The sequence below is a fragment of the Staphylococcus sp. HMSC65H10 genome, from assembly GCF_001839185.1.
GTDB classification, from domain to species: domain Bacteria; phylum Bacillota; class Bacilli; order Staphylococcales; family Staphylococcaceae; genus Staphylococcus; species Staphylococcus simulans.
Window position 1 is genome coordinate 30,824 of record NZ_KV840307.1, and the last position, 21,717, is coordinate 52,540.

At 35.7% G+C, this 21,717-nt stretch carries 21 protein-coding genes and 2 tRNA genes; 12 read left to right on the forward strand and 11 right to left on the reverse strand.

Translation table 11 applies throughout. From position 1 onward, the window contains the following. Positions 1–105: 105 nt before the first annotated feature. Together HMPREF3270_RS01075 and HMPREF3270_RS01080 are read left to right on the forward strand one after the other, a co-directional pair. Positions 106–180: transfer RNA gene (locus HMPREF3270_RS01075), tRNA-Asn, on the forward strand. 3 nt (positions 181–183) lie between these two features. Continuing rightward, positions 184–272, forward strand: a tRNA-Ser gene (locus HMPREF3270_RS01080). Between the two features lie 127 nt (positions 273–399). Here HMPREF3270_RS01080 and HMPREF3270_RS01085 read toward each other — a convergent pair. Next, a complete protein-coding gene (locus HMPREF3270_RS01085) occupies positions 400–1,386 on the reverse strand; it encodes a lipoate--protein ligase (protein WP_070848510.1) in 987 nt (328 codons plus the stop codon). A 203-nt stretch (positions 1,387–1,589) separates the two neighbouring features. On the opposite strand from HMPREF3270_RS01085, the gene HMPREF3270_RS01090 reads away from it, so the two are divergent. Both HMPREF3270_RS01090 and HMPREF3270_RS01095 read left to right on the forward strand, forming a co-directional pair. Continuing rightward, complete coding sequence (locus HMPREF3270_RS01090; protein WP_002480449.1) at positions 1,590–1,775, forward strand: YkvS family protein; 186 nt, start codon at positions 1,590–1,592, stop codon at positions 1,773–1,775. A 6-nt stretch (positions 1,776–1,781) separates the two neighbouring features. Then, complete coding sequence (locus HMPREF3270_RS01095; protein WP_002480450.1) at positions 1,782–2,384, forward strand: CPBP family glutamic-type intramembrane protease; 603 nt, start codon at positions 1,782–1,784, stop codon at positions 2,382–2,384. A gap of 70 nt (positions 2,385–2,454) precedes the next feature. On the opposite strand, the gene HMPREF3270_RS01100 is transcribed toward HMPREF3270_RS01095, so the two are convergent. Together HMPREF3270_RS01100 and HMPREF3270_RS01105 are read right to left on the reverse strand one after the other, a co-directional pair. Continuing rightward, entirely contained in the window at positions 2,455–2,661 is a 207-nt protein-coding gene (locus HMPREF3270_RS01100) for a hypothetical protein (protein ID WP_002480451.1), read from the reverse strand. Between the two features lie 20 nt (positions 2,662–2,681). Next, the gene (locus tag HMPREF3270_RS01105) at positions 2,682–2,888 is read right to left on the reverse strand and encodes a TM2 domain-containing protein (protein ID WP_002480452.1); all 207 of its coding nucleotides are present in this window, start codon (positions 2,886–2,888) and stop codon (positions 2,682–2,684) included. Between the two features lie 162 nt (positions 2,889–3,050). On the opposite strand from HMPREF3270_RS01105, the gene HMPREF3270_RS01110 reads away from it, so the two are divergent. After that, positions 3,051–3,614 carry a GNAT family N-acetyltransferase gene (locus HMPREF3270_RS01110; protein ID WP_070848511.1) on the forward strand — a complete coding sequence of 188 codons (564 nt, stop codon included), beginning with the start codon at positions 3,051–3,053 and terminating at the stop codon, positions 3,612–3,614. 42 nt (positions 3,615–3,656) lie between these two features. Here the strand turns inward: HMPREF3270_RS01110 and HMPREF3270_RS01115 are convergent, their stop codons facing one another. Next, the gene (locus tag HMPREF3270_RS01115; RefSeq protein ID WP_002480454.1) at positions 3,657–4,595 is read right to left on the reverse strand and encodes a 1,4-dihydroxy-2-naphthoate polyprenyltransferase; all 939 of its coding nucleotides are present in this window, start codon (positions 4,593–4,595) and stop codon (positions 3,657–3,659) included. 240 nt (positions 4,596–4,835) lie between these two features. Here HMPREF3270_RS01115 and HMPREF3270_RS01120 point away from each other — a divergent pair, with 240 nt between their 5' ends. The 5 genes from HMPREF3270_RS01120 to HMPREF3270_RS01140 all read left to right on the forward strand — a co-directional run bounded on the left by HMPREF3270_RS01120 (position 4,836) and on the right by HMPREF3270_RS01140 (position 10,245). Next, complete coding sequence (locus HMPREF3270_RS01120) at positions 4,836–6,188, forward strand: isochorismate synthase (protein ID WP_023015843.1); 1,353 nt, start codon at positions 4,836–4,838, stop codon at positions 6,186–6,188. Further along, positions 6,181–7,860: a 2-succinyl-5-enolpyruvyl-6-hydroxy-3-cyclohexene-1-carboxylic-acid synthase gene (menD, locus tag HMPREF3270_RS01125; RefSeq protein WP_060803877.1), complete on the forward strand. Its 1,680-nt coding sequence runs from the start codon at positions 6,181–6,183 to the stop codon at positions 7,858–7,860. The genes HMPREF3270_RS01120 and menD overlap by 8 nt, the downstream gene beginning before the upstream one ends. Beyond that, entirely contained in the window at positions 7,847–8,659 is an 813-nt protein-coding gene (gene menH, locus HMPREF3270_RS01130; RefSeq protein WP_070848512.1) for a 2-succinyl-6-hydroxy-2,4-cyclohexadiene-1-carboxylate synthase, read from the forward strand. Before menD ends, menH begins: the two co-directional genes overlap by 14 nt. Beyond that, a complete protein-coding gene (gene menB / locus HMPREF3270_RS01135; protein ID WP_002480458.1) occupies positions 8,652–9,470 on the forward strand; it encodes a 1,4-dihydroxy-2-naphthoyl-CoA synthase in 819 nt (272 codons plus the stop codon). The genes menH and menB overlap by 8 nt, the downstream gene beginning before the upstream one ends. A 328-nt stretch (positions 9,471–9,798) precedes the next feature. Then, positions 9,799–10,245, forward strand: a complete 447-nt coding sequence (locus HMPREF3270_RS01140; protein WP_002480459.1) for a MarR family winged helix-turn-helix transcriptional regulator — start codon at positions 9,799–9,801, stop codon at positions 10,243–10,245. Positions 10,246–10,408: 163 nt separating this feature from the next. On the opposite strand, the gene HMPREF3270_RS01145 is transcribed toward HMPREF3270_RS01140, so the two are convergent. Both HMPREF3270_RS01145 and HMPREF3270_RS01150 read right to left on the reverse strand, forming a co-directional pair. Further along, on the reverse strand, positions 10,409–11,572 hold the full coding sequence (locus HMPREF3270_RS01145; protein WP_002480460.1) for an aminotransferase class I/II-fold pyridoxal phosphate-dependent enzyme: 1,164 nt from the start codon (positions 11,570–11,572) through the stop codon (positions 10,409–10,411). Between the two features lie 156 nt (positions 11,573–11,728). After that, the gene (locus HMPREF3270_RS01150; RefSeq protein ID WP_002480461.1) at positions 11,729–12,739 is read right to left on the reverse strand and encodes an acyltransferase family protein; all 1,011 of its coding nucleotides are present in this window, start codon (positions 12,737–12,739) and stop codon (positions 11,729–11,731) included. 149 nt (positions 12,740–12,888) lie between these two features. Between HMPREF3270_RS01150 and HMPREF3270_RS01155 the strand changes: the two genes are divergently transcribed. Continuing rightward, positions 12,889–13,308: a MarR family transcriptional regulator gene (locus tag HMPREF3270_RS01155; RefSeq protein ID WP_002480462.1), complete on the forward strand. Its 420-nt coding sequence runs from the start codon at positions 12,889–12,891 to the stop codon at positions 13,306–13,308. A 109-nt stretch (positions 13,309–13,417) separates the two neighbouring features. Here HMPREF3270_RS01155 and HMPREF3270_RS01160 read toward each other — a convergent pair whose 3' ends face one another. The 5 genes from HMPREF3270_RS01160 to HMPREF3270_RS01180 all read right to left on the reverse strand — a co-directional run bounded on the left by HMPREF3270_RS01160 (position 13,418) and on the right by HMPREF3270_RS01180 (position 21,100). After that, complete coding sequence (locus HMPREF3270_RS01160) at positions 13,418–17,260, reverse strand: glucosaminidase domain-containing protein (RefSeq protein WP_070848514.1); 3,843 nt, start codon at positions 17,258–17,260, stop codon at positions 13,418–13,420. A 444-nt stretch (positions 17,261–17,704) separates the two neighbouring features. Next, positions 17,705–18,127 (reverse strand): GNAT family N-acetyltransferase, encoded by a 423-nt coding sequence (locus tag HMPREF3270_RS01165; protein ID WP_023015848.1) that lies wholly within the window; start codon positions 18,125–18,127, stop codon positions 17,705–17,707. A 95-nt stretch (positions 18,128–18,222) separates the two neighbouring features. Continuing rightward, positions 18,223–18,693 (reverse strand): DUF2538 family protein, encoded by a 471-nt coding sequence (locus HMPREF3270_RS01170; protein WP_002480465.1) that lies wholly within the window; start codon positions 18,691–18,693, stop codon positions 18,223–18,225. Between the two features lie 18 nt (positions 18,694–18,711). After that, positions 18,712–19,974, reverse strand: a complete 1,263-nt coding sequence (locus HMPREF3270_RS01175; RefSeq protein WP_070848515.1) for an LCP family protein — start codon at positions 19,972–19,974, stop codon at positions 18,712–18,714. 208 nt (positions 19,975–20,182) lie between these two features. Then, positions 20,183–21,100 (reverse strand): DMT family transporter, encoded by a 918-nt coding sequence (locus HMPREF3270_RS01180; protein WP_070848516.1) that lies wholly within the window; start codon positions 21,098–21,100, stop codon positions 20,183–20,185. Positions 21,101–21,228: 128 nt separating this feature from the next. Here HMPREF3270_RS01180 and HMPREF3270_RS01185 point away from each other — a divergent pair, with 128 nt between their 5' ends. Further along, a complete protein-coding gene (locus tag HMPREF3270_RS01185) occupies positions 21,229–21,702 on the forward strand; it encodes an RrF2 family transcriptional regulator (protein WP_057510946.1) in 474 nt (157 codons plus the stop codon). Positions 21,703–21,717 lie beyond the last annotated feature (15 nt).

The following is a 21,717-nucleotide window of genomic DNA, read 5'->3' on the forward strand; positions in this document are numbered from 1 at the left end:
TTATAGGGAATGAGTGTAAATGTTCCGCAACTTTTTCGTTATTTTCTCTTGAATTATTTTAAGGGATTGTTATAATAGTATTTGTGCTTGAAGAAATTACATTATTCCACAGTAGCTCAGTGGTAGAGCTATCGGCTGTTAACCGATCGGTCGTAGGTTCGAGTCCTACCTGTGGAGCCATATGGAAACGTACTCAAGTTGGCCGAAGAGGCGCCCCTGCTAAGGGTGTAGGTCGCGAGAGCGGCGCGAGGGTTCGAATCCCTCCGTTTCCGTTACTGTAAGAATCCCATTAAATCAATGTCTAAGACGTTGACTTAATGGGATTTTTCTTTTTGTCAAAGTTGAATGAGAAAAGGTGAGAAACTGAGTTCTCACCTTAATCATGTAAAGCTTATTTAATTATGACATTAATCGAATTAATTCTTCTCTTGGAATATCTCCGAAATAATGATACGTATCGAATTCAGATAAAGCCGCTTCAATACTCTCGAAATTATGCAAGCTGCCGACTAATACATGTTCTAAATCTGACACATCGCCGACACCGAAGAAGTCACCGAAAATTTTCGCATGTTCAATACGTCCGCGCTTAACATCCAATTTAATTTGAACGAAACCTTTTTCGAACTTCTCTTCACGTTCAAAGTTATATTTAGGGTTTTTACCATAGTTCCAATTCCATGAACGATATTTTTCATTACTTAATGCTTCAATGTTCTTCCAATCATCTTCAGTTAACACATATTCTTCAACTTCATGTTCACCAAAGATATGTTTTAGGATAATTTCTTTGAAAGTTTCAATGTCAATCGGCTCTTCTAAGAATTCAGAGATGTTTGCGACACGTTTACGTACTGATTTGATACCTTTAGATTGAATCTTCGCAGGGTTTACACGTAAAGCATTCGCAACTTCGTTTAAGTCACTATCTAACATTAAAGTACCATGGCTGAACATACGCTCTTTCACTTTAACCATCGCATTTCCTGAAATTTTAGCTGCACCGATTTGGATATCGTTACGTCCAGTCATTTCAGCATCTACGCCCATTGCTTGTAAGGCTTGAACAATCGGTTCTGTGAACTTCTTAAAGTTATGGAAACTGTTGCCGTCGTCATCAGTGATAAAGCTGAAGTTTAAGTTTCCGAAATCATGATAAACGGCACCACCGCCTGAAATTCGACGCACAACATCAATATTGTGTTCATCTACATAGTGTTGATCAACTTCTTCAATCGTATTTTGGTTTTTACCAATAATGATAGAAGGGCGGTTAATATAGAATAAAAAGTAATCGCTATCGTTAGGAAGGTGTTTTAACACATACTCTTCCATTGCTAAATTTAATGTGGGGTCTGTAATACCTTTGTTACTAACAAACTTCATACATTCTCTCTCCTTCTGTACTTACTTTGCTTGATACTTTATTTATGCCCTAATTTAGGATAAAATGCCAACTATACACTTTGCCAGAAAAAAGGCACCAGTCGGACTTCAATTACAATTATAACGTGTTTACAGGATATTTGTTTATTTGAAGAGAGAATTTTAGTACAATATAGAATAGTATAATTCAAGGAGGATCTGTAATGACTATTGCAGAAGTAGGAGATATTGTAGAATTTTATGACGGTTTAAGAGGCCGTGTCGAAAAAATTAATGATAACTCTGTTATTGTTGACTTAACTATTATGAAAAATTTTGAATCATTAGATTTACCTGAAAAAACGGTAATTAATCATAAACGCTATAAGATAGTTGATCAAGAAGGTTAAAATATAATGAAAACTAATACAAAAGCATTACTATGGTTTGTGATAAGCTTTGTAGTGTTCCACATCATCTTATTTATCATGTGGGGAGAACGACAAGAATATTGGTATCTGTATACAGGCATTATGTTGTTTGCGGGTATCAGTTATGTCTTTTATCAACGTGATTTAGAATCTAAACGATTGTTGACGTCTATCGGTATCGGTATTTTAACCGCAATCGCATTAATCATTGTACAGTTGATTATGTCTTTGATGTCACAAGATTTAACGTATACATCATTGATTAAAGATTTATCACGTTCTGGCGTTTACTTTAAATGGCAGATTTTAGTGACATTACTCTTTGTGATTCCTTGTCATGAACTTTATATGCGTACGGTACTGCAAAAACAATTGTTGAATCTTAAGTTACCGGCTTGGGCAGCGATTGTAATTACTGCACTCGCATCAAGCTCACTCTTTTTCTACTTCGATCAAATCTGGTTATGCATTTTTATTTTCATCGTACAAGCTATTCTATCAATCAGCTATTATTATACGCGTCGAATTATTACAACTTCTGTTGCACAAATTGTGGCAGTGGTGTTATTACTGATTTTTCATCCTTAATTCAAAAGGACAAAAAAAGAACCTGTCAGCTTATCTCAAGCTTGGACAGGTTCTTTTTGCTATATCTTAATTAATACGTTGAACGCTCTAAAAGTTCGAAATAAGAAATCTTGGAAATATCTACTACATATTCTGATGGTTCTGTAACGTGTAATGCGCCTGCATTTGAATTCTCTTCAACGGCTTCTACTGAAATTTCATTGCCGTTGTCCATATAAAGGACAAGATATTTAGCAGGATTTTCATTTAAATACGTTAGAATCGTTGCTTTATTCATATAGTTTCAACTCCATTTAACTAAAATGTGATATTACCATGTTTGTCTGCTGGTCTGAATAGCATTGTATTGATTGCGCTGATAATCGCGATCACATGTGGAATGCCTGTCCAGAAGAACGCTAAGTGTAACAGGCCTGAGCCGTTTTTACCTGCGTAGAATCTGTGCACTCCGAAGTTGCCGAGGAACAGTGCAAGTACAATATAAACAATTTTATTTACTTTCATGCTGATTGCTCCTTTCTCCATTTAAGTGATACCTTTATTATGAATGATGAAATACAAACTTTCCAATAATACAAATGTTAAAATAATAAGTGAACAAACAATATAAATGATTGTTAAACTATATAGTGAATGATAATAACTAAACACATAAAGGAGAAAACAATGATTAGACCTGCTAAACCAACTGATAAACGTGCTATTGCAGAATTAACATATATTATCTGGCAAGATATGGAGTTGCCGATTGTAAAACGATTTGATAAATCTCATGTCATTCAATGGCTGGAACAAAGTATTACAGAAATACCTTATCGTTGTTATTACGACAATGTACAAGTTTACGATGTTGAAGGGGAAGTCGCTGGCATTATTATTACGTATCTTGGTAAAGATGAAATGAATTTAGAAGAAAATTGGTTGAAGTTAGATTTACCAAAAGAAGCGAAAGCAATAGGAACACCTTTACCTTTAAGAGAAGCAAAATCAGATGAGCTATATATCGAAACTGTGGCTGTTTTCCCAAAATATAGAGGAAGAGGAATTGCGACACAGTTAATGGAATCTGTCATCCATCACTCTAAAACATATAAGCTGAGCTTGAGCTGTGATTTAGTAAACACAGGTGCGTTCAGACTTTACGAACGTTTAGGGTTTCATAGTGAAGGTGTGATTGATTTATATGGCCATGATTATTATCACATGGTCATTGAACCTCAAGAAGGATAAAAAAAGAGACTGGAACGAAAAGTTCCAATCTCTTTATCATCATCAAATACCGCCTAATAACGCACTGATATAAATCCCTAATGCATACAGTAAACCAAATACTGTGTTTGTTTTACCTGTTGCTGCCATAGCTGGCATCATTTCAGCAGGTGTATCGTTCTTTTTGAAACGACGAATGGCTTTGATAGGGAACGGGAATGATAACAGTACGAGTAAGTAAAAGATTGAACCGCCAGGTACAAAGAAAACAGTATAAATGACCCATGCATAAGCGATGATGTACATGAGGGCCATGAAGCGGATAGAATTGGCTTTACCTAATAAAATCGGTAATGTTTTGCGTCCGCTTGCTTTGTCTTTGACACGGTCTCGGATGTTATTGGCCATATTAATTAAGCCAATTGTGATAATAATCGGTACACTGATCCATACAGCATAACCTTGTAAGTTATCTGTTTGAATAAAGAACGCGATTAAAATAATAATCAATCCCATAAAGACGCCGGAGAACAACTCTCCAAAAGGTGTCCAAGAAATTGGGAAGGGACCGCCTGTATACAGATAACCGACTGCCATACACAAGATTCCGATTGGGATTAACCAATAAGAAGATTGTGAAGCGATAAATAAACCGATTAGCGCAGCAATCACATAAAAGGCGATGGCTAAGTTCATCACGAGTTTCGGGCTCATGCCGTTACGTACAATCGCACCGCCGATGCCCACTGATGTATGATCATCAAGACCTTTCTTGAAATCATAATACTCGTTGAACATATTTGTGGCTGCTTGAATTAAAAGACAAGCAAGTAACATCGCTAAAAACAAACTGAACTTAAGATGGTCTTCACTACCTAATAAGAATAACTTTGCTGTCGCTGTACCGACTAATACAGGTACTACAGCTGCAGTTAAAGTGTGAGGACGCATCAACAGCCAATATTTTCGAACGGTTGAAAATTCCTGATATTGTTTTGACATGGTTTCTCCTTCTTAACACTTAAAAATACCAAATTTCAGATTGCGGATTTTAAGACACAAAGATTCTATTATAAATTATCTGCATTCTGATTAATAAATTTATTTTAAGCAATAGAAAGAGAAAGGTCAAATCATGTAAAAATAGTAAATAATAAATGTGCAAATCAAAGTACAGATAAAGATAAAAAATGATACAATGAGATAATGTGATTAAGTAGAATGATGAAAGAAGTGAGATAGATGACTGTAAGTGTCAAGGATGATCAAATTCTCGACGCAATATATGAAAGCCGTGAAAAATGGGTTTCAGTGGAGGTTAAAATCGACCAGCCGACGAACCCAATCATGCTTTTCCAAATGACAGAAGATAAAGCAGATGACCGCTTCTACTTCAGGGAGAATACAGGAGAAACGGCCTTTTTCGGATATAACGCGCTTTTAAAATTTAAAAATGACTATGAAAATAAACAAACCATTTTCCGTGAATGGGAAAATTATAAAAATGATATCGCACTTATCCATCCAGATTCAAACAAACATCACTTAAAAGTGTGTGGAGGTTTCCAATTTTCAAGTCATAAATCAGATGACGAGTGGCGTCAATTCGGCTTGAACCATTTCGTGTTGCCGAAAGTATTAATTACGATGACAGCTTCAGAAACATTCGTCACTTATACAGTATTAAGAGAAGAGTTTAATATAGAAGACCTACATGAACTTGTACAACAAGTTGCAGAAACGAAAGTAGAACCGACACAACCTATTGGGGATGTAGTTCGCAGTGAAGATATCTATAAAGAAGAATGGTTAGAACTTGTACAAGAAGCCATAGATTCTATGAATGACGAAGAAAAAATCGTTTTAGCACGCAGACGTATGATTCGCTTTGATCGACCAATTGATATCGCATATGTGTTAGAAAATGCGATGCACAACGAATCCAACAGCTATATATTCGTAATGCAATCGGAAGGGTCTGTGTTCTTTTCACAAACGCCAGAACAGCTGATGGAAGTCGAAAACCAAGTGTTATCGACGAAAGCAGTTGCAGGGACAATTAAACGTACATCTGATGAAACAGAAGATCAAAAACACGTAGATGCTTTCTTGAAAGATGAGAAAAACTTGCAAGAGCATCATTTTGTGGTGCAAAGTATTCTAGATGATATTGAGCCGTACGTTACAGATGTAGATTATAATAAGCATCCTAAAATCTTAAAAAATGATCATTTGTATCATTTATATACAGAGATTTCAGGAGCGTTAGAAAATAATACCTATATTGGCTTACTAGACCGTCTGCATCCAACACCTGCGTTAGGCGGTTATCCTAAAGAAAAAGCCATGGACTTTATCGAACAAAAAGAGTTCGGAACAAGAGGTCTGTATGGTGCGCCAGTAGGGTATATTGATATGGAAGATAATTGTGAATTTATCGTCGCAATCCGTTCTATGCTGATTAAAAAGAAACAAGCAACTTTATTTGCAGGTTGCGGTATTATTAAGCAGTCTGATCCACAGAGTGAATTAGAAGAAACTACACTTAAATTTACTCCGATGATGAATGCTTTAGGAGTCGAAAATCATGGATAATCATCAAACTTTATTAACCAAACAAGTGTTTACGTTAGCTTCAGAAATCTATGCATACGGCATCAGAGAAGTTGTCATTAGTCCAGGGTCTCGTTCAACACCGCTTGCTTTAGCGTTTGAAGCACACCCAGGTATTAAGACATGGATTCATCCAGATGAGCGCAGTGCTTCATTCTTTGCGCTCGGATTGATTAAGGGCAGCAATCGACCTGTTGCTATTTTATGTACGTCAGGAACAGCAGCAACCAACTATACGTCAGCAGTGGCTGAAAGTGATATCAGCAACTTGCCGTTAGTAGTATTAACAAGCGATCGCCCACACGAATTGCGTGGCATTGGTGCGCCGCAAACGTTGAACCAGGTCAACATGTTCCAAAACTTTGTACGTCATCAGTTTGATATGCCATTAGCTGATGACACTACAGGTTCAACTGAAGATGTTATTCGTTTCCAAATGCAGATAGCAAGTCAGTATTTTGAAGGACCCAAACGTGGACCTGTACATTTTAACTTGCCGTTTAGAGAACCGTTGACACCAGATTTCGAGATGACAGAATGGTTAACGACTAACGAAAAAGTCATACCTAAATATCAAAAGACAGCTACGGTTGAAGCTATTAAGCCAATCTTGAAGAAAAAACGTGGTTTCGTTATTGTCGGCGATATGCAGCATCAAGATGTGAGAGAGTTGTTACCATTTGCGACGGTCCATGACTTGCCTATTTTAGCAGGTCCGCTTTCAGGTCTGCGTCAATCAGGTCATCCGAATATTATTTCAACGTATGACTTACTATTTCGTGCAGGTTTAGATCCGAAAGATATTGATTTTGTGATTCGTGTCGGCAAACCAGTATTATCTAAGAAATTAAATCAATGGTTGAAAGCTACAGATGCTTATCAAATTGCGGTACAAAACAGTGCGCAGCCAGATGCTTTCCCTACACCGGCAGATATTACATTTGAAATGACACCAAACGACTTCTTCCGTGCACTTGGCGATATTCCGACAGCTTATCGTAAACGTTGGTTATCCCAATGGCAAGATATGGATAGTCGTGCAAAAATCGAAGTAAAAAATTATATCGATCATGCGACAGACGAAGCGGCGAATGTCGGTATCTTATTAGATAAACTTACTAAAGAAGATGCTTTATTTGTCAGCAATTCTATGCCAATTAGAGATGTGGATAATCTATTTGTAAATAGTGAGGCGGAAATCTATGCCAACCGCGGTGCTAATGGTATCGATGGTGTCGTTTCTACTGCAATCGGTATGGCAGTGCATAAGAAAGTGACATTGTTAATCGGTGATTTAGCTTTCTATCATGACATGAACGGTTTGTTGATGGCTAAATTGAATGATATTCATTTAAATATTGTGTTGTTAAATAATGATGGCGGCGGTATATTCTCTTATCTGCCGCAAAAAGAATCAGCAGCGAAATACTTTGAACGTTTATTCGGTACACCGACGCATCTTGAGTTCAAACATGCGGCCATGTTGTATGATTTCAACTATGCCTTAATGGATTCTGTCGAAGATTTTAAATTCACGCCATTATCACAATTAGAATCATACATTTATGAAATTCGTACAGACCGTGAAGACAATCGTCAACAACACCAAATCCTATATCAGAAATTGAGTGATATTGCGAATGTTGAATTATAATTTTTATGACAGTCAAACAAGAGAAAATCATAACTTGCTTGTTTTGTTGCATGGATTTATCAGTGATGCGACATCATTTAGTTCACACATTGACAAACTGACTGAAGCAGCAGCTGTCGTAACGATAGAACTGCCTGGACATGGTCAAGATAACAGCGACAGAACTAAGCAATGGGATTTCGATTTTATTTGCGATGCGTTAGATAATGTACTCGTACAATTTAAAGCTTATGATATCTATTTACATGGCTACTCTATGGGTGGCCGTGCAGCATTGTATTATGCCTTACATGGTCAATTAGACCTAGCAGGTTTGGTTTTAGAAAGTGCTTCACCAGGCATTGCAGATGAAACAGCGCAAAAAGAACGTCAGCAAGTTGATGAAGCAAGAGCTAAAGTATTAGAAATTGCGGGCATTGAAGTGTTTGTGAATGATTGGGAGAAATTACCATTGTTTGCGAGCCAAGCAGAGATGATGACAAAAGAACAACGCCAGAAACATCGTGCAATGCGCTTAGCACAAGATCCAAAAGGTTTGGCGAAAGCACTGCGTGACTATGGCACAGGTCATATGCCGAATTTATGGCCAGAACTTGCGCAACTTCAGCTGCCGGTCTCTCTGATTGTCGGCGAGTATGACGAAAAGTTTGTGGAACTTGCGCATAAGATGCATCAGCAACTTCCAAACAGTGAAGTTCATGTTGTGGAAGGTGCTGGCCATACGGTTCACGTGGAAGAACCAACACAATTTGATATACTAATATTAGGTTTTTTAAATAAGGAGGAGCAAAATGACTAGACAATGGGAAACAATTAAAGAATATGAAGAGATAAAATATGAGTTTTTCGATGGTATTGCTAAAATTACAATCAACCGTCCAGAAGTGCGTAATGCATTCACACCAAAAACGGTTCAAGAGATGATTGACGCATTCTCACGTGCACGCGATGATCAACGTATTTCTGTAATCATCTTAACAGGTGAAGGCGACATGGCATTCTGTTCAGGCGGCGACCAAAAAGTTCGCGGTCACGGCGGATATGTAGGCGACGACCAAATTCCTCGTTTGAACGTATTAGATTTACAACGTTTAATCCGTGTTATTCCTAAACCAGTCATCGCAATGGTTCGTGGATATGCAATCGGCGGCGGCAACGTATTACAAGTCGTATGTGACTTAACAATCGCTGCAGACAATGCAAGATTCGGTCAAACTGGACCTAAAGTCGGTTCATTCGACGCAGGTTACGGTTCAGGTTATTTAGCTCGTATCGTAGGTCACAAGAAAGCGCGTGAAATCTGGTACTTATGCCGTCAATACGACGCACAACAAGCTTTAGATATGGGCTTAGTCAACACAGTTGTACCATTAGACCAAATTGAAGATGAAACAGTACAATGGTGTCAAGAAATCATGCAACATTCACCAACTGCTTTACGTTTCTTAAAAGCAGCAATGAATGCTGATACTGACGGTTTAGCAGGTCTTCAACAAATGGCTGGGGATGCAACTTTACTTTATTACACAACTGATGAAGCGAAAGAAGGTCGTGACGCATTTAAAGAAAAACGTCAACCTGACTTTGATCAATTCCCTAAATTCCCATAATAGATTAATCATTTAAATGAGGTTCTTATTAAGTCTCTCGTGTTCATACCTTTGGGTGTGAAGCGGGAGGCTTTTTATGTCGTTTTTTTACTTATTAGGTAAATAAAAAATGCACGTCCAGCGATTAAAATTATAAAGTGCACGTTAGGATTAAAATATTTTAAAAGCAGGCATAACTCTTTATTTTATGTGTATTATTATGTGTTTTATTTTGCGGAGTGAGTTAAACAAATTATATAAAGCAAGCACAAATTTACTTAATAAATAAAACTATTTAATTGACATTCATTATGATGTTGAATATATTTTAAGGTAGAGGTGAAATTATATGAGTAATAGCACAAAGAAGAATTTAGATCACGACTTATGTTTTCTTTTTTATATCACAACAAAAGAAGTGATCAACCGTTTTAACAAGTTTCTGAAACAATACAATATCAGCTTCCCCAATTATATGGTCTTATCTTATATTGAAGATGATGAAGAAGTGTTTGTGAAAACACTTTGCAATAAATTGTTTTTAGATTCAGGGACAATCAGTCCAATTGTAAAGCGCTTAGAAAAGAAGAACTTGGTCATTAGAAAAAGACTACCTGAAGATGAACGAAAAGTGATGTTAAGTTTAACTGAAGAGGGAAAAGAATTAAAAGCACAATTCAAAAACATTTCAACACAAGTAATTAATCAATTGAATTTAGATTCTGATGAAAAAGAAGATTACTATAACATGATGCGTGGTTTCGCACAAAAGAATCTAAGTCAACCAGAAGTTTAGTCAAGTCAACAAGAAATACTGAGAATAAAGAGGGAATGTTATGCTCATAAGAGAGGATAATTTTTTTAGGGATAATATTAAGATAACTCGCACATTAAAAAGAATAAAAAAGAAAGTGAGGTAGAACTAGCGAACTAGTCTATCTCACTTTCTTAATGATGATTTATTTTACATACTGATTTAAATAATTTTCAAGACGATCCATACCTTCTTTGATGGTATCTAAGTCATAAGCATATGAAATACGAATATGACCTTTACCTGCATCTGTAAAAGCAGAACCAGGTACCATCGCAATATGACCTTTTTCTAAGGCATCGACACAGAAATTAAAGTCATCTTCAATACCGAATGGTGCAAGGCTCGGGAAAATATAGAATGCACCTTCAGGTTCGGCATCAATTTTAAAGCCCATATCAAGTAAACGTTGTTTTAAATAAGCTAAACGTTCTTTGTATGCTTTATTCATCGCTTTTGGCGCATCGATGCCATCTGTTAACGCAGCGATACAAGCGATTTGAGCGGGTACATTGGCACAAATCGTATTATAGGCATGCATGAATGTCAATTTCTTTATTAAGTACTCAGGGCCTAGTAAAAAGCCAATACGGATACCTGTAGCTGAATGAGATTTACTTAAACCGCTGATTAATAATAATTGATCACGTAAACCTTCAAATTCCGCAAGGGATGTGTGTTTACCTTTAAAGGTATTTTCAGCATAAATTTCGTCACTTAACACAAAAATTTCGTGTTGTTGTAACTCTTCAGCAATCGCTTCAGCTTCTGTTCTATTTAAAATAACTCCTGTTGGATTGGTAGGGTAGTTTAAAAGAATCGCTTTTGTTTTATCGTTTACATGTGAACGAATTGCTTCAGGCGTAATTTTAAAGTCTGTTTGTGTAGTATCTACATAAACAGGATGACCGCCTAATGTTTCAATCAATGGAATATAGCCTGCATAAATAGGACCAGGAATAATGATTTCATCTCCAGGTTCTAAGATGCTCCGTAAAGCTGTATCAATAGCTTCACTTGCACCATTCGTCACAATAATTTCTTCTTCTGTGTAATCCACATTATAACGAAGGTTGAAGTATTGACGGATGGCACTTCTTGTTTCCATTAAGCCTTTATTATGAGAATAACTCGTTTCATCATTTTCAATCGCTTTAATATACGCGTCTTTAACCACATCAGGCATAGGGAAGTCAGGTTGACCGATTGTTAAGTTGATACAATCCGGTATATTTTTAATTCGGCTTGAAAATTGTCTGATGCTTGGCGCACGTAAAAATTTAGAATTTGTATTTAAAGATAATTTCACTCTGTTAACACCTCAATTGATTACTGCACTATGTAAGTAAATGCTATCTTATCATATTGTAACACTGAAAACCGTCAAAAAGTCTGAATTGCTTTAATTTTAAGTCGATAATTGTCAAAAGAAAAGTGAGGCAATGTTGATTTGCCTCACAATGCTTTATAATTTAGATTTAAATTTTGATGGTGACTTGAGGTTGATGACTGGATTGGTCCATTTTGCTACAAAGTTTGTGGATAACAGATAGACAATGAGTGCTGTTAAACCAATCAAGTATAGGTAAGTCCACAACGTAACTGGGTCCTGGAAAGGATAAAGTTTAAAGCCTCGAATCAATCCAATCGCAATACCGTGTAACAGATAAATGTACATAGTACGTTGGCCAATATACGTAAACCAATGTAATCCTGAAGGGATTAGGTTCAAGAATGAGAACATCGTGGCACAAATAATGATATAGAGCAATAGACGTTTCAATGGACTATAGACGTCAGGACCATCTAAAGAACTATATGGTGAGCTGCCGAGCAACCAATCAGAATTAATCGGATGAATCATATATACGATATAGAATCCAACTAAAATCAATAATGAAATTGGAATTAACTTCTTATTTCTCAGTAACATCGCTTGATGTTTATTCATTAAGAACCCTAGATAGAAAATAGGGAAGAACACAATCGTTCTTGAATAACTCATATAGCCGTCGATATCAGAAGAGAATCCTGCCAATAAAGACACTATTACAGCAATCGGTAATACGTAATAAGCTTTATAGTTCTTTACAATCACTAAGACAACATGAAAGATAAAGAGCGTAATTAAGAACCATAACGCAAAGACAGGATCAAATGGATCCAACTGCAAGTGACTGCTTTTACCTGTCAGATAATAATAGATTGAGAAGAAACTAAAGAACACAAAATAAGGTACTAATAGTTTTTTCGCAACTTTTTCTAAATGATCCGGCTTACCGATATTTTTCGCAAAGTAACCACTTATAAATAGGAAAGAGGGCATATGGAAACTGTATATTAATAAATACAGTGCACCCATGTGCTTATGTCCTTCTACATAAGGGTTTAATAAATGTCCGAATACCACTAAATAAATTAAAAAGGCACGGGCATTATCAAAATAATAATCTCTATGGGATAGTGATTTATGCATATGTAAACTCCTTTTGAGATTTTAGATAATCTTAACGTATTATACATACCAACTTAAATGCAAGATAAACAACTTTTGCAAGTTAATGTTGTGTATTTTCCGCAAAAAACTTATAATATGTATATTAAAACTAGCGGGGTATAACATCTATGTTTAAACAACTTGAACAACAAATAACACTGACACACAATGATTTGATTATCGTAAATAAACGTTTTGGGCAACGCGCTAATTTAACAACTGAACAAATTGAACTTTTACGAATTTTGAATGAGCATCATAGTTTATCACAATATGATTTAACAATGAAAATCGGAAAGGAACAATCTATTGTTTCAAGATGGATTAAAAAACTCGTCAATTTAGGTTATGTGATCAGTATTCAATCGAACCATGATTTACGTTGTAAAGTATTAAGTGTCACGCCGAAATCCGAAGAATTAATCAATCAAATTAATGACGCTCGCCGAGAATGGTTACAAAAACACTGTGAAGAGTTATCCGCTGAAGATGTGGAAACACTATATAACTTACTAGCAAAATTAAATAAAAAAACCTTTTACATTTAAAAAGAATGCGGTATACAGAACTTGTATACCGTATTTTAATGAATAAGGACCTGCAGCATTTTATTATTACGCTGCAGGTCCTTTTCAAATATCAAAATGATAATTGGGATTAAACGCGATAAATATCTGTATCGAAGTATTTACCAGTTTCACCGATTTTATCATACATTTGTTTCATTCTTGTCGCATTGTGGCTTGCCCAGTTGATATCAGTCGCATATTGATGCATAGCTGGTTCGCTTGGGTTCCAACGCATGCGGTAAAGTGTGTTTTGACCTCTATCTAAGTAGTCGCTTGTGATGAACTTAGCTCCGCCGATAATCGCTTTTTCTACAGTATCCCAGCCGTAGTGTGCTGCTGTTTTGAAGCCGCCACGTACTGCATCTGTGTCAATTGCACCGATACCGAACATATTGTAGTATTTTTTAGGTTCGTTTGTCACAACTTTGTTGGCGCTGTTGACATAACCGCCATTAGCTAAAGCAGATGTACCGTTACCAGTTTCAAGTAAGGCATGTGAGATTAAATAGATTTCGTTAATGTCATATGTTTTAGCTGCTTGTGTGAAAGCTGCACCTTGTCCTTCTAAAATACCTTTACCTTCAAGTAATTTATTTACACTGCTTGCTGAAAGGGCTTGTGCTTTGTCTAAACGTAAGAATTGATATTTTTGTGTCGCATCTTCTGTGATAGTTCTAGGGTCCATCGCAGTTCTTACTTCATCTTCTGATGCATCATCCCATTGACCAGGCACGTGTTGAACTTTAGGTGACCAAGGTAAGTTCATTTGTTTTGCGACTGCTTGATCAAATGAGTAGTCAGAAACATTTGTACGTGTCAATGTATTACGAACATCTGCAGCTTTAACCCAAGCTGTTTGTCCGTTAGCTAAGACACCATGATACCAAGTCACACCATTAACTACTTGTCTTTCGAAAACTGTAATGATGTTACCGAATTGGTCTTTTAATGAACCTAATACTTGGCCATTTGGCGTTTTGTAGTAATAACCTTTATTGCTTGTCACGATATAGTCGTGGTTGTATTTCACAGCTGGTTGTTGTTTTTGTGCTGAAGTTGTCGCAGCTTTAGCTGTTGTTTTAGGTGTTAATGTTTTTTCAGCGACCCAACCAGTTTTACCATTTACAGTACCGTATACATAAGGTGTTTTGTTGACTAAAGTACGTTTAATTGCTTTGAATGTACCATTTTGTTTTGTTAATGGATCAATTAATTGTTTTGCTGTACCCCAAGGTGTTGTGTACAGACCATTTGATTTTGTATTAACGCTGTATTGTTGAGATGTAGGTGTTACAAGACCTTTATCCGCAACTCTTACATCTTTTGCGTTAACCCAACCAAGTGGCGTAGTTAAACCGATATTTTGTAATAGGTAGTATAATGTACCGTCTTGGTTACGTTCTCTAGTGATGTTGTAAGTGTAACCTAAGAATTTCGCAGCTTTCGCACCTTTTTTATCATAAACACTTGCACGTAAACCGTAGTTATCAGATACATATTGACCTAATTTGTTTACTGTAATTGTTTTGTTTAATGGTGCTTTAGTTGTTTGTGTTGCAGCTTTTGTTGTTGCTGGTTTTGAAACTGCTTTAGTTGTTGTAGCTGCTTTTGCAGTAGGTTGAACTTTTTGAGCAGTTGTTTTCGCAACAGATTTTACTGTATTAACAACTTTCTTAGCTGCAGGTTTAACCGCTGTTTTAGTAGTTTTAACTGCAGTAGTTGGTTTAGTTGCTGGTTTAACAACTTTTTTAGTTGTTGTAGTTGCAGGTTTCACTGCTGTTTTAGTTGTTGTTTTCGCAACAGGTTTAGCAGTAGGTTTAACTGCAGTTTTAGTTGTCGTTTTTGCGACAGGTTTTGTCGCTGGTTTCACAGCTTTTTTAGTCGTTGTTGTTTTAGAAGGTGTTGTAGTACTTACACCTTTTACTTGTGTTGTTGGTTTGTTGACTGTTGTTTTAGGTGCAGTGTAGTTAGATAATTTAGCGATATCTACCCAACCAGATTTACCGTTTACTGTACCGTATACAAATTGAGTAGGGCTGACTTCTGTTTGTTTAGAAGCTTTAAATGCTTGTGCACCTGTACCTGAAACAGTTGCGACAGCTTGTTTATCAGTACCCCAAGGTGTGCTGTATAATTTAGTGCCTGATTGAACACCATAAGTTTTAGTATTAGTTGTAACAGGGTGGCCGACTTTGTATGTGATGTCGCCAGTTTGTACCCAACCATAATTTGTACCTTTATTATAATCACTGATTAAGTAGAATGATTTGTCACCTAATAACGCTTTTTTAGTTAAGCGGTATGTTTGGTTATTTAAGTTTGAGTTTTGAACACCAGCTTTATCATAAACTGTTTTATATAAACCGTTGTTAGTGTTGTTGAGACGACCTAGTGAATCTACTGGAATTAATTTTAATTGAGATGTATTTGTGCTAGGTTTAGTTGTCGGTTTAGTTGTTGGTTTAGTAGGTTGAGTCGGTTGTGTTGTTGTATTTGATGCAGTACCCCAAGGTGCCACAACGCCTTCTTTGATTAAATATTTTTCATTGATTAAATCATAAAGCGCATCATAGTTATAGCCGCGTGATTGTAAGTAACCATGTGGATCGACATGGTCTGTACCACCTAAGAAGTTTGAAACTGCACGGTGAGTCCATACTGTACCACGACCATCATATTCAGCACTATCTGGTTTTAAACCATAATATTGTAAGTTTGTTGCCGCATAGTCAGCGATATTGTTCATTTGACGCGCAAACGAATCTTTATCATGTGTATGCACAAGTTCCATGTGAATGTAACGTTCGTTGGCTACTGGACCAGCACCCCATGCAAGGTAGTCTGTGTTCGCTGTTTCAACGATACGATTACCATCTACGAAACCATGAACAAAGGCATTTTGCCAGTTGTTTTTCATATAAGCAACTTCGTTATTCAATGTTGAATTTTCATTCGCTGTATCATGGATTACGATACCTTCAGGTTTACCATAACGATAATTATATTTAGGAATGTATGAAGAATAATCTTGCTCATACGTTGGTACTTTGTAATTTTGTTGACGAATGTAATCATTGATTGATGATTTCACTGTTGGTTTATATTTTGGTAGTGATGGTTTAGGTGCACTATAAGTTGTTTGTGCAGGTTGCGCAGAACGTGTTGCAGTTTGTGTAGTTTGTGCTGAACGCGTTGCTGTTTGCGTAGGTTGTTGTACTGAACGTGCTGCAGTTTGTGTTGGTTGTTGTACTGAACGGAAAGTCGTTACAGGTTCAGTTGAACGTGCTGCATATGTTGTTGCTTTAGGTTGCTCAACTTTTTGAGGTGTTGTTTGATTTACTGATGTTTGTGCTTCAGGTTGAGAAGCTTTGTTTTGTTCAGATACAACTTGTTTTTGAACAGCTTGTTGTGCTTCTTGAGTTTGTTGTTTATTTGCTTGTTCTTGTTGTTGAGCAGCTTGAGCTTGTTGTTCAGCTAATTTTTGTTGTTCTGTTACCTGCGCATTTTGAGCCTGTGTATTTGTTTGTTCTGTATCTTGTTGTGTAACATTAGCAGGTTGATCAGTTGTATTGTTTTGAGCATCTGCAGTTGGTTGTGCATTTGCTTCATTACTTGGTTCTGCTTGATTATTTAATTGATCAAGTTTAGAATCGTAACTCAAATTCTCATCATTTTCTTTTGGCTGTATTTGTGTAGGGTCTTTGTATTGTTGTGTACCAGCAATAGTTTTAGCTGTATCCTGAGTTGCTTGTTGATTTTGAGCCGTTTGATTACCTGTCGGCTGTTGATTCTGGTTTACATTGCTTGTAGTATTTGTAGGTTCTGAAGTTTCTGAATTACTTTGCGCATATGCTTGGTGCGTTGTAATAGCAGATCCTGCGATTGTTAATGCAATGATTGCTGGGGTTTTGTAATGAAACTTTTTAGACATAAAATGATACTCCTTTTAACAATATATTATTTTGAATATATTACAGTCTGTAGATAAACGTCTGGATTGGTAATTCTGAATTTCCTAGATGTTTGATTCTTAACGTCAGTGAAGTTCAAATCTGTGGGTGACGTTAGAAAATAGATGACTTGATGATGTTATTAACACATTGGTAGTTGTTGAAACGCATTATTAACATTTATCCAGGTCATATCATTTCTACACACAAAGCTACTAGCAGACTGAATGAATATGACACTATGTCAAAACTATGTAATATATCATTTTCATATATTATAATACGACTAAAGTAGGATAGAGAGGTTTTTAATCGATTTGTAATCAAACCTTAATGTGAGTACTCAATTGTTTATAAAGTAAATAGTTACTAAAGGTTACATTAATATATCTTTTAATCTATAAAAATTGTAAATTTCATAGAAATTATAACGCTTTCGACATTGTTATATGTTCGATATTTTCCTCTAGAAATACGTCGCCCTCGGCTTTATAACCTAGTGATTCATAAAAAGCTTGTGCTTGAATTTGACCATTTAAAACTGCTTTTGAAAATCCATCGTTTTTCGCAATTGTTTCAATATATTTCATTAAATCGCGACCAATCCCTTGTTTTCTGTAATCTTTCAAAACTGCAACACGTTCCATTTTTGCAACACCATTGTAATCTCTGTAACGTGCTGTCGCAATAGGGCGTTGGTTATCATCATATCCGATAATATGTTTAGAGACATCTTCGAATTCATCCAATTCATTTTCTAAAGGCACATTTTGTTCATGCACAAAGACTTCGATTCTTACATCAAACACATCTTGCATTTCCTTTTTGCTTTTTGCGATTTTAAACATATTCATCATCCTCATATTTATTTTTTAGATACGATATAAGCGTACAAAAAAATCGTTACAGATGCATGCATTCATGCGCTGTAACGATTAATTAATTATTGGGCATATTTACGCACAATGGCTGTATATTGCCAGAATATACGCATTTGCGCAATATTCCAGTTATTCATACCCATTGTGAAACCTGATGGTTTAAAAATATTAACGTCAGTCACTTCAAGAGCTGCCGCAATTAAATATTGAATTGGAACACTGATGCTTTTCATGGTTTCAGTAATTCCATTTTGATCATAAACCCAAGAGAAGGGTAGTTCAGATTCGAATACGTCTACACGATCAAAGATTTCAGGCAGGGCAACGATATAACAAGCACCATCAATAAATGGATTTTCAACACTATCTTTATAGTAAAGCAGTAACGCTTCATAATTCTCTCTATGCGCATGGTTCACATAGAAGAATTCATTTCTGAAATGTGCCATATCTTTACTGTGGATGATTTGTTGCTCTAAAATACCGAACATTCCATTGATATTATTTAATTTCTCATAGGTTTTACGTGGCATACGTTATCGCTCCTCTTTCTAATAAAAGTCTTGACCAGAAGGCGCTTGTTGCTGCGCTGGGTTATTATTCATATTCGGATTTTGTTGATTACCTGGGTTCTGATTTTGATTAAAGCCGTTATTTGGATTTTGTTGGTTATTCCACTGTTCATTACCCGAATTATCGTATTGTTGATTATTATTTAATTGTTCATCTTGAGATTGGTCATCAGATTCTTCATCTTCAGTCGTATCTTTTTGATTTTCTCTTAATAAACTGTCATCAATTGGTGTTAATGGTATTAACTCACCATATTGTTTGATAACGCGTTCGTTTAAGAATTCATCTTTTTCTTTGATTTTAGATAGACCTAAATCCGAACGTAGTAAGTTCGCATATTTCTTGATGCTTTTGATATCTGGATTGTAATAATAGATACCATTAAGTAATTCGTTATCTCCTTCGATTTGGGCTGTTTTAATATCTAAATCAGCTGGAAGGTAAGTCGTAAGTAATTTTTGGATATCTTTGTTTGAAAGGTTATGTTTTGAGTTTTTACCTACAATTTTAATTAAGTTATCAAGTTTGTTTACTTTATCTAATTTTTGCGCTTTTGTTGCGAGGATTTTAATTAAATCCATTTGACGTTGTCCTCGTTTTAAATCGGAATCATGATATCTTGTTCTAGCTACAGCTAATGCTTGATCGCCATTTAATTTATGATAGCCTTTTTTGACTTTAATACGACCATCATCGCCTGTATTCGGCTCATTTAAATTGTATGGCACATCATAATAAATACCGCCAAGTTCATCAACAGCTTGTACGAAAGCGTCCATATCAATACGTACATAGTAATCGACTGGTACATTTAATGTAGCTTCTACTGCATCCATTGAAGCATTCGGTCCACCAAATGCATGCGCATGTGTGATTTTATCAAAGTAACCGACTTTAGGAATATAACTGATAGTGTCTCGTGGAATACTTAACATTCTGACCTGTTTCTTATCAGGATTGAATGTTGAAAGAATCATTGCGTCTGTGCGTGACTTCTCAGTGGCTTGACCGCCTTCTCGTCTGCCTTTGTTATCATCTATTCCTAAAAAAAGTATAGAAATCGGCTCCTTTGCAGGATTGACTTTACCATCACGTAAATTCGATACTCTATTGGAATTATCGCTGAACGATGAATCGATTGCGCTTCTAGAAGTTTTATATAACATCACTGCGAAAATAATAGGAATAATGACCAGGACGAGTGAAAGAAGTATTAAAAAATACTTGAAAATTTTATTCATTAGTCTTGCTCCCGGTTTCAATTTTAAGATGTAGCAATCCTATAAATAGGCAGCTAATGCACCGCTCATGGATTGCCGATAATTTTGCTCATTATAACCATATATTTTAATACTAATATGGCTAAATTACAAACTTTGTATCCCACTTATTATTTCACAAAACAGCAGATTACTAAAGATAAATCAGAAAAACTTCTAATAAATTACATCACTCGTTTGACTGTGCTGAATGATGATTAACGATTATTAAAGCAATCACTACAAATAAACCGCCGATTACTAAGCTGAAAGTAAATTTCTCATGTAACCAAATAATAGAGAAAATTGTTGAAGAAACTGGGACTAAAAATAAGAAGCTGCTTGCGACTGTAGCTCCACCGATACGAAGACTTAAAAACCACAAGCCGAACGATCCGATAGATGCTGGGATAATAAGCCATATTAAATTAAACCAGCCAAAAAAGCTTAAGTCGAAAATATGGTAATGTTCATTGGAAACAGCAGAAATAATCAACATGATAAACCCGCCGATAAATAGTTGCCAACCTGTGAGGACCCATGGCCCTTTATCGAAAGCAACCATTTTAGTGACTACTGTATTGACAGCCCAACATAAAGATCCCAAGAGTGCATAAAATGCACCGATACCTAAAGTTGATTTATCTAACCCTAAACAGATTACTACACCTGTAATACCTAGAAATAACGCTAATACTTTTAATTTTGTCAATTTATCATTTAATAGAAAATGGGCTAAAAAAGCTAACCATAAAGGGTTTGTAAATAAAATGATAGATGACATTGAAGATGACAATCCTTTAGCCATTGATAAATTTAAAAAGCCCATTGTACCAGCTGTTTGCAGTAAGCCAATAACAATGACAAGGATTATTCCTTTAGTAATGTTTTGATTAGAAGCGGGCACGAGCGGGCGCCAACCACGTAAAACAAGGGTGATTAATAACATAAGTAGACCTGCGATTAAAAAACGCCATCCGCCAATATAAAATGGAGGTGTACAATCAACGGATATTAAATATTTTCCTGTAGGAAACGAAGAACCCATAAAAATTGTTGTGAAAATTATACTGAAAAGAAACGTATGTTTAGAACTTAGCTTTTCCATGGTATATCTCCTCACTTTCATTTAAAAAAATTAGAAAAAATTATACAATAATTGTAAGTATAAATCTCTATTAGGGATATTGTTTATCTCTAATGTATAAATTAAAACTTTAAGGATGGTGTGTCAATATGAAATTATCATCAGGATGGGAACAATCTATCTATGTTTTACTTATATTAAATGAATTACCTGACGGAAAAAGTATCAATTCACTTGCTTTAAGCGAACGATTAAATACTTCACATTCATATTTAAAGAAAATTATTAAGTTACTCGTAAATGAAGGACTTATTATTTCAACGCCAGGTAAAAATGGTGGATTTTCATTAGAAAAACCTCTAGAAGAAATTACATTTTATGATGTGTTCATGGCAGTAGAAGGCAGAGGAAAAATATTCGCGAGCCAACACTTGTTACGTAATTTTTTAGGTGAAAATGAAGGTGAAAAAGCACAAAAATGTGCGGTAACTGAATCATTAACAATTATTGAAGAAACTTTAATAAATACTTTAACTAGTATTACACTTGAAAATGTATCAAAAGATATAAAAAACCATTATGATTTAACAGAACTTCAGTCTTGGGTCAGTGAGAATATTTAGTCCAGAGATGTATGT

What these genes read in the sequence shown, in the direction of transcription:
- HMPREF3270_RS01085 (WP_070848510.1), bottom strand. Translation starts at nt 1,386, where the DNA reads ATGAAGTTTGTTAGTAACAAAGGTATTACAGACCCCACATTAAATTTA.
- HMPREF3270_RS01090 (WP_002480449.1), top strand. Translation starts at nt 1,590, where the DNA reads ATGACTATTGCAGAAGTAGGAGATATTGTAGAATTTTATGACGGTTTA.
- HMPREF3270_RS01095 (WP_002480450.1), top strand. Translation starts at nt 1,782, where the DNA reads ATGAAAACTAATACAAAAGCATTACTATGGTTTGTGATAAGCTTTGTA.
- HMPREF3270_RS01100 (WP_002480451.1), bottom strand. Translation starts at nt 2,661, where the DNA reads ATGAATAAAGCAACGATTCTAACGTATTTAAATGAAAATCCTGCTAAA.
- HMPREF3270_RS01105 (WP_002480452.1), bottom strand. Translation starts at nt 2,888, where the DNA reads ATGAAAGTAAATAAAATTGTTTATATTGTACTTGCACTGTTCCTCGGC.
- HMPREF3270_RS01110 (WP_070848511.1), top strand. Translation starts at nt 3,051, where the DNA reads ATGATTAGACCTGCTAAACCAACTGATAAACGTGCTATTGCAGAATTA.
- HMPREF3270_RS01115 (WP_002480454.1), bottom strand. Translation starts at nt 4,595, where the DNA reads ATGTCAAAACAATATCAGGAATTTTCAACCGTTCGAAAATATTGGCTG.
- HMPREF3270_RS01120 (WP_023015843.1), top strand. Translation starts at nt 4,836, where the DNA reads ATGACTGTAAGTGTCAAGGATGATCAAATTCTCGACGCAATATATGAA.
- menD (WP_060803877.1), top strand. Translation starts at nt 6,181, where the DNA reads ATGGATAATCATCAAACTTTATTAACCAAACAAGTGTTTACGTTAGCT.
- menH (WP_070848512.1), top strand. Translation starts at nt 7,847, where the DNA reads ATGTTGAATTATAATTTTTATGACAGTCAAACAAGAGAAAATCATAAC.
- menB (WP_002480458.1), top strand. Translation starts at nt 8,652, where the DNA reads ATGACTAGACAATGGGAAACAATTAAAGAATATGAAGAGATAAAATAT.
- HMPREF3270_RS01140 (WP_002480459.1), top strand. Translation starts at nt 9,799, where the DNA reads ATGAGTAATAGCACAAAGAAGAATTTAGATCACGACTTATGTTTTCTT.
- HMPREF3270_RS01150 (WP_002480461.1), bottom strand. Translation starts at nt 12,739, where the DNA reads ATGCATAAATCACTATCCCATAGAGATTATTATTTTGATAATGCCCGT.
- HMPREF3270_RS01155 (WP_002480462.1), top strand. Translation starts at nt 12,889, where the DNA reads ATGTTTAAACAACTTGAACAACAAATAACACTGACACACAATGATTTG.
- HMPREF3270_RS01160 (WP_070848514.1), bottom strand. Translation starts at nt 17,260, where the DNA reads ATGTCTAAAAAGTTTCATTACAAAACCCCAGCAATCATTGCATTAACA.
- HMPREF3270_RS01165 (WP_023015848.1), bottom strand. Translation starts at nt 18,127, where the DNA reads ATGTTTAAAATCGCAAAAAGCAAAAAGGAAATGCAAGATGTGTTTGAT.
- HMPREF3270_RS01170 (WP_002480465.1), bottom strand. Translation starts at nt 18,693, where the DNA reads ATGCCACGTAAAACCTATGAGAAATTAAATAATATCAATGGAATGTTC.
- HMPREF3270_RS01175 (WP_070848515.1), bottom strand. Translation starts at nt 19,974, where the DNA reads ATGAATAAAATTTTCAAGTATTTTTTAATACTTCTTTCACTCGTCCTG.
- HMPREF3270_RS01180 (WP_070848516.1), bottom strand. Translation starts at nt 21,100, where the DNA reads ATGGAAAAGCTAAGTTCTAAACATACGTTTCTTTTCAGTATAATTTTC.
- HMPREF3270_RS01185 (WP_057510946.1), top strand. Translation starts at nt 21,229, where the DNA reads ATGAAATTATCATCAGGATGGGAACAATCTATCTATGTTTTACTTATA.